12 protein-coding genes are annotated in these 11,979 nt (G+C 37.8%); 3 read left to right on the top strand and 9 right to left on the bottom strand.

Translation table 11 applies throughout. The annotated features are described in order from the left end of the window. Position 1: 1 nt before the first annotated feature. Together MHI04_RS00790 and MHI04_RS00785 are read right to left on the bottom strand one after the other, a co-directional pair. On the bottom strand, positions 2-424 hold the full coding sequence (locus tag MHI04_RS00790; RefSeq protein ID WP_036125091.1) for a Na(+)/H(+) antiporter subunit B: 423 nt from the start codon (positions 422-424) through the stop codon (positions 2-4). Beyond that, positions 414-2,825, bottom strand: coding sequence for a Na+/H+ antiporter subunit A (locus MHI04_RS00785; protein ID WP_342535255.1), 2,412 nt, complete (start codon positions 2,823-2,825; stop codon positions 414-416). Before MHI04_RS00785 ends, MHI04_RS00790 begins: the two co-directional genes overlap by 11 nt. 567 nt (positions 2,826-3,392) lie before the next feature. On the opposite strand from MHI04_RS00785, the gene MHI04_RS00780 reads away from it, so the two are divergent. Next, positions 3,393-4,079, top strand: coding sequence for a histidine kinase (locus tag MHI04_RS00780; protein ID WP_036125087.1), 687 nt, complete (start codon positions 3,393-3,395; stop codon positions 4,077-4,079). Between the two features lie 33 nt (positions 4,080-4,112). Here MHI04_RS00780 and MHI04_RS00775 read toward each other — a convergent pair whose 3' ends face one another. Continuing rightward, on the bottom strand, positions 4,113-5,318 hold the full coding sequence (locus MHI04_RS00775; RefSeq protein ID WP_036125084.1) for an MFS transporter: 1,206 nt from the start codon (positions 5,316-5,318) through the stop codon (positions 4,113-4,115). Positions 5,319-5,420: 102 nt separating this feature from the next. On the opposite strand from MHI04_RS00775, the gene MHI04_RS00770 reads away from it, so the two are divergent. Continuing rightward, on the top strand, positions 5,421-6,140 hold the full coding sequence (locus tag MHI04_RS00770; RefSeq protein ID WP_080717103.1) for a DUF421 domain-containing protein: 720 nt from the start codon (positions 5,421-5,423) through the stop codon (positions 6,138-6,140). A gap of 20 nt (positions 6,141-6,160) precedes the next feature. Here MHI04_RS00770 and MHI04_RS00765 read toward each other — a convergent pair whose 3' ends face one another. The 6 genes from MHI04_RS00765 to MHI04_RS00740 form a co-directional block, all read right to left on the bottom strand. Beyond that, positions 6,161-6,865, bottom strand: coding sequence for a CBS domain-containing protein (locus MHI04_RS00765; RefSeq protein ID WP_036125082.1), 705 nt, complete (start codon positions 6,863-6,865; stop codon positions 6,161-6,163). 834 nt (positions 6,866-7,699) lie between these two features. Then, positions 7,700-8,482, bottom strand: a complete 783-nt coding sequence (locus MHI04_RS00760) for an ABC transporter permease subunit (protein ID WP_330493871.1) — start codon at positions 8,480-8,482, stop codon at positions 7,700-7,702. Beyond that, on the bottom strand, positions 8,479-9,363 hold the full coding sequence (locus tag MHI04_RS00755; RefSeq protein ID WP_036125076.1) for an ABC transporter ATP-binding protein: 885 nt from the start codon (positions 9,361-9,363) through the stop codon (positions 8,479-8,481). The genes MHI04_RS00760 and MHI04_RS00755 overlap by 4 nt, the downstream gene beginning before the upstream one ends. Further along, positions 9,360-9,563, bottom strand: coding sequence for a PLD nuclease N-terminal domain-containing protein (locus MHI04_RS00750; protein ID WP_004233126.1), 204 nt, complete (start codon positions 9,561-9,563; stop codon positions 9,360-9,362). The genes MHI04_RS00755 and MHI04_RS00750 overlap by 4 nt, the downstream gene beginning before the upstream one ends. Positions 9,564-9,674: 111 nt before the next feature. Further along, positions 9,675-10,106, bottom strand: a complete 432-nt coding sequence (locus MHI04_RS00745; RefSeq protein WP_342535253.1) for a dual specificity protein phosphatase family protein — start codon at positions 10,104-10,106, stop codon at positions 9,675-9,677. 20 nt (positions 10,107-10,126) lie between these two features. Further along, positions 10,127-11,074, bottom strand: a complete 948-nt coding sequence (locus MHI04_RS00740) for a carbohydrate kinase (RefSeq protein ID WP_036124949.1) — start codon at positions 11,072-11,074, stop codon at positions 10,127-10,129. A gap of 338 nt (positions 11,075-11,412) precedes the next feature. Here MHI04_RS00740 and MHI04_RS00735 point away from each other — a divergent pair, with 338 nt between their 5' ends. Beyond that, a complete protein-coding gene (locus MHI04_RS00735) occupies positions 11,413-11,976 on the top strand; it encodes a GNAT family N-acetyltransferase (protein ID WP_036124951.1) in 564 nt (187 codons plus the stop codon). Positions 11,977-11,979: the final 3 nt, after the last annotated feature.

Genomic DNA, 11,979 nt, shown 5'->3' with positions numbered 1-11,979 from the left:
GCTACTCATCCTCACTTATACTTAAAATAATTGTCACGACAACACCCACCACTGTTAAAGCTACACCCGCTTCAAAAATGGTTACGGTTGAAAAACCCATTTTCCCAAATATCGGCACATCAATATACGTATAGGCCTGTGTTAAAAATGGCACATCGAAAAACAACGAACCTATTGCAGTTCCAGTTGCAAGCAATACGCCTAATGCTGCAACCTTTTTAAAGTCAAATGGCATTCCTTTATGCACAGTCTCAATATCATAGGCTAGGTATAATAAAACAATGCCAGAAGCTAACACGAGGCCACCTATAAAGCCACCACCTGGCGCGTGATGTCCAGCAAAGAACAAATACACGCCAAGTGTTAAAATAATGAACACGACTGTCTTTGTGACCGTCCTTAATATCACATCATTAATTTTCACGATCTGCTTCCTCCTTTCGTGGCTTAAGCTTTGTCAACATATAGACCCCTAAGCCAGCAATCAGAAGAACAACAACCTCTAACATCGTATCAAAGGCACGGAAATCCCCTAGAATTGTATTGACAATATTGGAACCCCCAGCTAATTCATAGGAATCATTGAAGTAAGTGGACACTGGTTCAAAGCGATCGTAGTGTACGACTGCCAATCCAACCATTGTTACGGTTGCCCCAACAAAAATGGAGATCATCGCTTTTGACCATTGAACCCTTTTGCGAGGAGCTTCCGGCATTAGATCTGGTAAATATTTAAAGCACAACAGGAATAAAGCCGTTGTTACCGATTCAACAACCAATTGTGTTAAAGCTAGATCTGGTGCACGGAAAATGACAAAGAAGAAGGCAATGGAATAACCTAATACACCATTTAACAACATAGCTGTCACACGACCTTTTGCAAAAATCATCCAAACAGCTGCAAAAATCATGACAAATACAAGAATTAGCTCATAGTATTCAACAGCAGAGTCCATGTCAAAATGAAAGGTCATTGCGTCTGACCAAATAAAATAACCAGCAATAAGTGCAACGAAAAATACATATATATAGACAAAATAATGTGTTAAATTACCTGTCATATATTTACTAGTGAGCTTCTTAGAGCCGCTTTCACTCATCTCAATTATTCGATTGTAATACGTATTAAACGTATACTTTTGTGAAAATAGGCGATAAAGTGGCTTCCAGCTTTTTAATGTTTTGAATAAGATTATCCCAATAATAATGACACCTAGCGTCATTATTAATTCCGCATTGATGCCATGCCACGCATGGACATGTGGTGTTAATTCACTTGTTGTTGGGAATGTAGGATAAATACTTGCCATAGCAGGCTCTAAAATATAGTGACCTAGCACATTTGGGAAGAAAAAGATACCTATTACCAACAAGCATAAGATTATTGGTGAAATTAACATGCCAAACGGAGCTTCATGTGGTTTTCTATCCATCTTCTCTGGCTGTAGTTTACCCAAAAATGTACGGCTAATTAATATCAAACTGTAAACAAATGTAAAGACACTTGCCACCCATGCTACTAATGGGAAAAACAGCCCTACATCAGCAATTGAGAATGCCTCTACATCTCGAATAGCCAATACCGCAGCAAAAAACATTTCCTTACTTAAGAAACCATTAAATGGCGGTAATCCTGCCATCGAGAAGCTACCGATAACTGCGATTGTAAATGTTATAGGCATTAAAGACATTAGGCCACCTAAACGGCGAATATCACGAGTACCTACTTCATGATCGACAATTCCAACCATCATGAATAAGGCTCCCTTAAATGTCGAGTGATTCACAAGGTGAAATAACGCCGCAAAGCTTGCTTGTGTATAGAGAATAGAATTCTCTGCATAGCCATAATAATGACCAACAGATCCAAGACCAAATAGGCTCATAATTAAGCCCAGCTGACTCACTGTTGAAAAAGCTAATAAAGCTTTTAAATCCGTTTGACGAACAGCATTAAAGGAACCCCAGAATAGTGTAATTAGACCAACGACACTGACTAGCCAGAACCAAATGGCTTCTCCTCCAAAGACTGGTGAAAAACGGGCAACTAAATAAATTCCTGCCTTAACCATTGTCGCTGAGTGTAAGTAAGCACTAACAGGTGTTGGTGCTTCCATAGCATCCGGTAACCAAATATGGAATGGAAATTGAGCAGACTTTGTAAAAGCTCCTAGTAAAATTAAAATTAGCGCTGGCGTAAACAGAGAATGATCACGTATTACTTCTACATTAGCTACAATTTCACGAATACTAAATGTTTGAGAGGCCACGTAAAGCATTAAGAAGCCTGCAAGCATCGATAGACCACCAAAGACTGTAATCATCATCGCCTTTTTAGCTCCTGCGCGAGATGCTTTTCTATGGTGCCAAAAAGCAATTAATAGGAATGATGACACACTTGTTAGTTCCCAAAATGTGTATAATACCATTAGGTTATCTGAAAAAACAACGCCAAGCATAGCGCCCATGAATAGTAATAAATAGCAGTAAAAATGATGAAGAGATTCTTTCGTTGATAAATAAAAAATAGAATATAAAATGACTAAACTACCTACTCCTGTAATCAGTAAACCAAAAATCATACTGAGTCCATCAAGGTAAGTTGTGAAATTTATATTAAAAGAGGGAATCCACTCATATGTATGGATAAATGTTTTACCCTCGGCAAGTTGAGGAATATAGCGCGCGAGTAAAAGAAACAAGATAAGTGGAACAGATAAAACAAACCAGCCAAGATGTGTGACACGCCTTAGTCGCCTATAAAGCAATGGGATTAGTGCAGCACAAACAATTGGCAAAAGTATTGCGATGAGAACAGTAACCAAATGAAAACCTCCTACTATCAAAATCATCTAGCAAATTTTTGTGGTGATTGGAATGGTAAGTGCTAAGACTCTAGAAATTTGTTCAAGCTAAGTAACATATCAGATCTATTCTTGAAATTTTTTAAATGGAATGTGGTGGGGTGTGAAAAAGTGCCTTGTCGTTTATCAAAAATGGTTATGTTAGTTATTTAGTCACTTCTAACCCGATGCAAGCCTAAATAACTTGTGGAAAATCAGATAATTTATACAGTTGTAACTTAGGTTATATCAGTACAATGAAGACACTTGACTATCTATTTAACACACTGCATAATAGTGTGGCATATGAAAGCAATTTTGCTCAGATGCACATAATGCATAAATTAAATAATTTTAAATTATTGATTTAAGCTTAATCCTTCAAGGGTTTTCCAATATATTTCCGTTAACTTTTATACGTTTTTAAGTATACAATATAAATGAGCATAATGCACTGTAACAGCATCAATTTTAGCTGTTTTAGGATAATTTTTTCGATACAACAGTGAAATTAACAAAATACCAACAGATAAGAGGTGTACATTTTTTATGAAGCATGTAAAAGGGCGTTTGGATGAAAGTATATTAGTTTGTGTTTACTACGGCTTAAATGGCGAACGTTTAATACGTCGTGGTCATAAGATGGCCACAATGCTAGATTGTCCACTCTATATTCTTTCAGTCGATTCGCAACCCCTTGATGCATTTGACGCAGAAAAATCTAGTTATATAGAGCAATGGAAGAAGCTATCAGATGAACTTGAGGTTGAAAAATTCATTTTGCAAGATAATGAAAAACGCCCCATTCAAAAAGTTATTGCAGAAGTCGCAAAGAGTTATGGTATTTCACAAATTATCGTAGGGCAAAGCGCACAAAGTCGTTGGGAGGAAATCACTAAAGGTTCTTTCCTAAACGTACTGTTAAAAGAAGTTCCTTTTGTAGACTTTCATATTGTGGCTGTTCAACGTCCAACAGACGATGATGCAAATGAAACATATGAAAAAGGAGTACGTGCTTACTTAATTAAAGAGCAGGATCACTTTAAAGTAGCATTTACTTGCCCTAAATATGTATCCATCGAAGGTATATTTTTCAAGGAAATTGGCACGGACTTTGACAATGGCATCTTTAAATTTACTTACAATGATAAAATGCATGAAGTTCATATTTCAGAGGGCTACGTGATCGATCAAGAGAAGTTGCCAGCAGAATTTTTAGCTCCATTAAGACAATAAAAAGACGCGTACCTCTTAAAGAGGACGCGTTTTTTAAACTGCAGTGGATGCTGGTTTATCCTTCGGTAAAAAGAAGGCAATCAACAATAATAACGGTAATAAGGAAACGACCATCATAGTAAAATCAATCCCTTTATGATCCATTAAAATGCCGATAACCATCGCACCTATTGCTCCCATACCAAAGGCAAAGCCCGTTGTTAAGCCAGCCATTGTACCAATTTTTGTTGGTACTAGCTCTTGAGCATAGACTACCGTTACGGAGAAGCTAATCATAATCAATGTACCGATAATGACTAAAAATATCATAGCGGCCCATAATGGTACATAGGGCAATGCTAAACAAAATGGCATTGGCACTACCACAGAAAGAATAATGACATTCTTTCTACCAATACGATCAGATAAAGAGCCTCCGAAAAATGTACCTACTACCCCGAATGCCATGAAGGTGAATATTAATATTTGTCCTAGTCGTAGGCTGACATCATAGTGATCCATCAAATAAAACACATAAAAGCTTGTTATATTTGTTGTATAAAATGATCGTGCAAAAATAATTGTAAATAATAATGTTAACGCAATTCCTACTTGTTTCTTTGTTAAAGGAGGCAATGTTGAGATTAGTACACGTTTTTTCTTCGCTATACGCTCTTGCTCCAATTGTTTTTTATACCATGTAGCTATTTTACTCAATAAAATGATACCGAACGTTGCAACGACTAATACGATTGCAGCACCACGCTGCCCGAAAATATCAAAGATGTACGCACTAATTAACGGTGCAAGAGCTTGTCCTGAATTTCCTCCTACTTGATAGATAGACTGAGCAAGTCCTCTTTTAGAACCAGCTGCCATAAATGAAACTCGCGATCCCTCAGGGTGAAATATAGCTGAACCAAAGCCGATAAATAATACCGCAATAATAATAATCCAATACTGTGTTGTAAACGCGATAATGGCGATACCTATAAAAGAACTAATCATACCTATTGGTAAAGCATAGGGCATTGGTTTTTTATCACTGATAAAGCCTACAGCAGGCTGTAATGCAGAAGCAAATATGTTTAAAACAAAAGAAATCATACCAATTTGTGTAAAGGTCAAACCTAATTCACTCTTAAATATCGGAAACATCGCTGGGATAACAGCTTGCATCGTATCATTGATAAGGTGAGCAACACCGATTGCAACCATAATTGGATAGATTGGATTTGTTAAATTTAATTGTTTATTCATGTTGCCACCTCGCTCATATTTTGTTTATACAGGATTGTCGCATACTATCGACCATTTTGCACAAGCTATAGTTCGACAGCTGTAAAAGGAGTTGATATATGCATGGAAAGCTTTATTCATGCTCACTTTTGGGAAATGATTCTTCGAACAACACTTTCGTTTTTTGCATTACTCATTCTGGCACGTATACTTGGGAAAAAACAATTGGGCCAGTTAACATTCTTCCACTATATTACAGGTATTACATTTGGTTCGATTGCTTCAGAAATAGCCTCACAGGAAGAAACACCTTTTTTAGATGGTATGATATCCCTCGTTTGGTGGAGTGCTTTAACCTATTTGATGACCGTCATTACCATTAAATCTAAAAAGGCTCGTGTTCTCATCGATGATAAACCTACCATCGTTATTCAAAAGGGGCTTATATTAGAATCAGCTCTACAAAAAAATCGTCTTCATTTAGATGAGCTAACAATGATGCTACGTGAACAAGCCATTTTTTCTGTACAGGATGTTGAATATGCTATGTTAGAAACAAATGGTAAACTCAGTGTTTTACAAAAAACTTCTGAGCAAGTGGCTACGAAGCAAGATGTGAAAGCGGATGTATCACCACCTACTTATCTGCCTACGGAAGTCATTTCGGATGGTCAACTTATTACAGAAAATATAGTTGAGCTTGAGCTAACAGAAGATTGGGTATTGAAAAAATTGAAAAAACAAAATGTGCAATCAGTAGAAGAAGTTTATTTTGCTCAAGTCCAAACAAATGGATCCTTATACATTAGCCTAAAAGACAAATCGAGACATTCAAGCCCGTAATTGTTTGTCTCGTCTCTTTGTTAGTCGATCTTTACTATATCTAATGGTGTAATGATACCTAGTAATTTTTGATGTGGTTCGCCATGCTCTGTTATTAGTAAGGCCTCGAAGCGCCTTCCCCTTTCGACCCCTTGTTTAAAAATCTCCTCAGCCTCATAGATCGTTAAAGATCTGCTGACAAATTTGTAATTTACTCTATTTTTCTCATGCATTAAAATATCATGCAACGTAGGAATCCTTTTTGGTAGATGGTCACCACCCATTTTTGAAGCAAGCCAATTCGTAATTCCTACTGTCGTGATAAGCCCTTTAAATTGCTTATTATAATAAACTGGGAACTGCGTAAATTTGCGTTGGCGTATCACTTTTAGTACATGTTTCAATGAATCGTTTTCCTGAAAAACCAGTACTCTTTTACGGAACATTTGTCCCACAAGCGTTGGCTTAGCAAGGGTAGCATCTATGTATTCAATTCTTTCTACAACATCGGTATGTGGTTCTGCAATGACATAATGTAAGGAAGTACGGTGATGCACAATAGCATTACGTAAGTCGGCATATGAGCGTAAATCATCCTCATATTTCTTCACCAAGACATCCTTTTTCTTTGCTTGATCAATCAGTCTATAAAAAGCCATAAAATCCTTGGCTCCTACAATATCTCGTAATCTATGATCTATTCGATTAAACGCTGTCAGGAAACGATCGGAGTTTTCAGTCCCCACTTTTCTTGTACCTTCTTTCTCTATTCATCTATATATTTTCCGAGTTATTTGACAAATTTCGAGTTACACACCCATTATATTCCTAAGTTATAGAGATTCCAAGAATGTAGTTTTTAAATATAGAAATGAATTAACAATTCCCCCTTGAAAGTGACGTAATGTTATTTTATATACTGGCTGTAACAGAGAGGGGTATTAGTTATTCTGCTGACGATTCACCATGTTTCCAAGCAAACTGGCTTACTGTGAGGAGATTGGACTGTTACTTCCAACAGCAAAGACGGAGGATGGACAGAGGATTTACGGTGAAAATGCCCCAACAAATCGTATTTTTAAAGGCATCAGGATTCAAATTAAAAGAAATTCAAACTCTACTAAATAATTCATGGGCGTGGCAAACAAGTTAACTTTTATAGCGGAGGAACAAAAGAAATGACAACAGATGGAGAGTGCCATACTTGGATTAAAGAACGCTGCGGCTATTGAGGGAGGGCTAACAGAGTCCCTTATCCAGAAATTCATCCAGCTTTCGAATCAATAACGAGATAAAAAGCAAGCTTTCCGACAGCAAATTTTTGTAGCTGCCGAAATAGATCGCATTAACTTGGGATGATTACACCAGGAATCATTCTACTTGTTTTACATCTTTTATTCTGTGGATTTATGAATCAACCGTTAAGAAAAATTCAAACACTTTTTGATCAAAGTATAAGTTCTGCTCTTTCTTGGATTATGTTCTTTGTCGGGCTGATACTGCTTATAAATGGTGGGATGATTTAAAAATAAAAAACGGTAAAAACTCATCGTAAACTGGTTTTTACCGTTTTATCTTTTTTAGATTTTTGCCATAGACGCATTTCTTTTCATCATCGCGATCCCAATGCTAATACAGATAATTGTTAATGCCACAGTCATTATTAGGCTCCACCAATAGTCTGACATGTCCATTGCTCCTCGTACTAGCAAAATTCCATAGCTCGCTAGTTTCCAAGGAGATATTGTCCAAAAGATTCCCACTATCATATCTACGATTTGCCCTACAAAGATCACCGTAAATGCACATGTAGTAGCTATAACCGTTTTAAAACTAGCACTCATCAGTAATGAGACAGCTATTACAAATAACAGCCAAATATAGTACGTACAAAAACTAATTAGTAGTGCTCCAATGTCCAAAGTTCCATATAATATGCTTGTGTAATATACACTTGCAGCAAAGCCAGCTAAAATACTTACAAAACAAACTGTGCCTATAACAATAAACTTACTCATAAAGTAGGCGCCATATGAAATGGGCCGTGCATATAAGAGGGTAGCCATGCCACTTGCTCGTTCTTTACTAATAGCCCCTACAAATGAAGCCATCATCACCAGTAAGCCTATTGTTTGAAACTGTCCAATAGAAGCTTGGAGTAAATCAACTGGCACTAATTCTGGCATTAGCATTTCAAAGCCCTCAGGTACATTCCCAACAGCATTTAATATATCCATCATATAATAGTTTGTTAGTGGATCACTCATTCCAAGCAAAGCAAACACGAGAGGTATCCATAAAAATTTCCAGCTCCGCCATGCTTCTCTATATTCCTTTTGCAGAAGTACTTTGAATCCACTCATGCTTTTTTCGCCACCTTCATGAAAATTTCTTCCAGAGATGCTGTTTGTCGCTCCACTTTTCGGATGGTATAAGGACATGCACTTAAACGTTGTAGCAGCTCCTTCATCGTTGGCTCCTCATTCACAACCTCAATATACACATAACAACCGATTATAGTATAGGATGGATCCGCAAAAAGCTTCGCCTCTTCTTCACTGCCAAATTCAATTACATAGTTTTGCTCATCAAAACGTTGCCGTACCTCACGTAATGTACCCTGCTCCACTAGTTTTCCATTTTGCAAAAATAATAGCTGGTCTGTCATTTCTTCCGCATCATTTAAAATATGCGTTGAATATAAAATGGTTGTCTCTTGTTGTAAACCTTTTAATAAATCGAGCACTTCTCTGCGTCCAACGGGATCTAACGCTGAAACTGGTTCATCTAATAGCAGTAATTTAGGCTTATGCACAATTGCCTGGGAAATACCAAGACGTTGCTTCATTCCCCCAGAAAAAGTGGCTATTTTTTTATGTAGCGCATCCCCCAACCCTACGAACTCTAATGTTTTTTGTGCTTCTAATTTAGCTTTTTTGGCTGCTACACCATTCAACCTAGCAGCCATTTCTGTAAACTCTAATGCACTTAGCCAAGGATGAAACTGCGGATATTGAGGTAAAAACCCTATATTCGCACGTAAATCTCCATTTAACATCCTTACACTTCCAGCAGTCGGTTTTAAGAGCCCTGTTAACATAGATAAAGTTGTTGTCTTGCCAGCTCCATTTGGTCCAATTAAAGCCGTTGAAGTCTTTTCTTCTAACACGAAATGAATATTATCTACAACTGTGTGCTCTGCAAATTGCTTGGTCAAGCCTGTAACTTGAAGTAATGTTGTCATGACTGCTTTCTCCCTACTATAAAGTACGCAATGGACCCTAATAGATTGGCAAATAGAATGATAAATACCCATAAAATTTTAGGACCATTTGTGGCATGGATTTTACGCAGATCAATAAGCGCTACGATCATTAATATAATTTGAACGATGATGAGCGGTGCGATAACCGCCCATGGAACCTTTGCTAATTCCTCCATCATACAGATCACCTCATCATTTGTTATATATTAACTATAACAACTTTGTTCTAATATGTATAGAACAAAATAAAATTTAATAAAAAAGATGCACCCTAATAGGTACATCTTTTTTTATTTATATAGTTGTTGCAATGCATCTTCCATTTTTGGGCGAATGGATACTTGTGGACGAGCTTTTTTAACTGCTGCTTCTGCTTCCTCTAATGAATTAACCATTCCCAGCTCCATTAATGCGGCTGCGGCGGCAACACCTGCACGTCCGCCACCACTTCCACAGTGAATATATACTTTTTGCCCGTCCTCGAAGGCTGATGCAATTTCTTTCGCTACTTGTTGAATAGATGGTGCTACCTCAATCTCTTCATCTGCAATTGGCAAATGTTTATAAGAATAAGGAACTGTTTGCTGCTCTTGTGTGGAAAGCCCTTGAACACGAACATCTATCACAATATTTACGGATTCTTGTGCAAATGCAGTCTCAGCGTCTTTTGCGCCACCAAAGAATAGTCGATCTTCTACTAAAGCATCGTAGTTCTTTTCCATATTCTCCACATCCCACATGTTTATTTTAGTAAATGCTTAATGTCCTCATAATATGGTAGGGCAGTTAATGCACCTGCTTTTGTGGCAGCAAAAGCTCCTAATTTATTGCCGAAGCTTGTACAGCGTACGAGTTCTTCTTGCGTTGTAGGTAAGCCATTATAATGGACATCACGTAGTACGCCTGCCATAAATGCATCGCCCGCACCTGTCGTATCTACAGGTACTACCTTCTCCGTCGGCACATGGAGAACCTCACCATTAAGTACAGCATAAGTACCATTTTCTCCTACTGTGATTAAGATAATAGGCACTAAATAGCTATTGAGATGTGCAATGCCCTCTTCTAAGGTAGTTGTCTCTGTCAGGAAGAATAATTCATCATCCGTAACCTTTAAAATATCAACATCCTCAAAAAATGATGTAATCGTCTCTCGACAAATTTCCTCACTGCTCCAACGTAGCGGTCGAATATTGGCATCCATTGCAATAATTGCACCCTTATCCTTTGCCATTTCTACAGCAGCTCGCGTTGTGGCAAGTGCTGTTGGATGGAACATAGTACCTGAACATACTGTTAAAGCCGAAGCATGTTTAAAAGCTGCTTCATTTAGCTGTGATGGTTCCACTTGTAAATCGGGTGTTTCATCAACATAATCTTTAAAAATCCGCTCACACGCTTCTGTAAGATGCACATATACGCCACTTACTCGCTTTGCTGGATTAAATACGGCATAATCCAGTTGTACACCCTCTTGGGCAAGCCCATCTCGCACAAATTGAGAGCCTTCGTCATCCCCTGTAATAGTAATTAATGCCGACGGTGCCCCAATTCGGCTAATACCAGCTGCAACATTTACCGTTGCACCACCCATATATTTAGTAAATGATGTGTTTGTTACATCATCAGCAATATAGTCAATAAAAGCATCTCCATAGACTAATATAAAATCCTTCTCTTGCTTTGTCATGATTGTCCTCCAAAATGTCTAGTCATTATAGATTAACACGAAAATTGTCATTCTATCAATGACGCCGGGGCGTCATTGCGTCCAAATATTTTCGAGCTGACGAGTAGAAGTGAATCTATAACTGTCTGTCTATCCTGTGACAACGGTTGACTGATCTGCATCATACAAGCCTCTTTTCAAAATCTTTGATATCAGCTAGAGCCATTGTTTTAATTTAGTGTTTTGTTGAACACCTGCTGGATTAAGCTAATGGGTTTTACTTTTGTTAGTGGGCTATAAAATTTGAGTCAATCTCTATCTTTGTTATACTTGCCTATAGAAAGGTAGGGATTATCAAGATGAGTATTACAATTCGACAAGCGCAACCACATGATGCCCATGCCGTTGTGCCTCTTATTATCGATGCAATTGGTGAAATTGCTAATCGCTTAACTGGCGAGAAATCAGCTGAAGCTGTTATACAAGAACTGACAATTCTTTTTCAACGTGACGACAATCGACATTCTTATTTAAATACCTTTGTCGCTACTGAAGGAGAGCAAATATTAGGGATTCTCGTTTATTATCACGGTGCACAAGCCGTTCACATGGATGCTAACCTTGTTAAATGGCTAGAAGCAAAAAACGCTACATCCATTGTCATTGATCAAGAAGCACATGAAGATGAGGCATATATCGATACTGTTTGCGTAGCACCAGAAGCACGAGGTAAAGGAATTGGAACATTGCTATTACAATTTGCCGAAGAGCTAACAAAGCAGCGCGGCTATACAAAATTATCATTAAATGTTGAAACCCAAAAAGAAGATGCTCGCCGACTTTATGAGCGTTTGGGCTTTGTTATTACAGAGCCATGGTCCATAATCGATGAGCCATTCCATCACATGGTGAAACAGTTTTAGGAA

This window comes from Lysinibacillus sp. FSL K6-1151, assembly GCF_038630755.1.
Classification (GTDB): Bacteria; Bacillota; Bacilli; order Bacillales_A; family Planococcaceae; genus Lysinibacillus; species Lysinibacillus fusiformis_D.
This window is presented reverse-complemented; position numbering and strand designations above follow the sequence as displayed.

Bases quoted from the DNA above. Each gene is read 5' to 3' on its own strand.
- MHI04_RS00780 (WP_036125087.1), top strand. From the start codon at position 3,393: ATGAAGCATGTAAAAGGGCGTTTGGATGAAAGTATATTAGTTTGTGTT.
- MHI04_RS00775 (WP_036125084.1), bottom strand. From the start codon at position 5,318: ATGAATAAACAATTAAATTTAACAAATCCAATCTATCCAATTATGGTT.
- MHI04_RS00770 (WP_080717103.1), top strand. From the start codon at position 5,421: ATGGAAAGCTTTATTCATGCTCACTTTTGGGAAATGATTCTTCGAACA.
- MHI04_RS00760 (WP_330493871.1), bottom strand. From the start codon at position 8,482: ATGAGTGGATTCAAAGTACTTCTGCAAAAGGAATATAGAGAAGCATGG.
- MHI04_RS00755 (WP_036125076.1), bottom strand. From the start codon at position 9,363: ATGACAACATTACTTCAAGTTACAGGCTTGACCAAGCAATTTGCAGAG.
- MHI04_RS00750 (WP_004233126.1), bottom strand. From the start codon at position 9,563: ATGATGGAGGAATTAGCAAAGGTTCCATGGGCGGTTATCGCACCGCTC.
- MHI04_RS00745 (WP_342535253.1), bottom strand. From the start codon at position 10,106: ATGGAAAAGAACTACGATGCTTTAGTAGAAGATCGACTATTCTTTGGT.
- MHI04_RS00740 (WP_036124949.1), bottom strand. From the start codon at position 11,074: ATGACAAAGCAAGAGAAGGATTTTATATTAGTCTATGGAGATGCTTTT.
- MHI04_RS00735 (WP_036124951.1), top strand. From the start codon at position 11,413: ATGAGTATTACAATTCGACAAGCGCAACCACATGATGCCCATGCCGTT.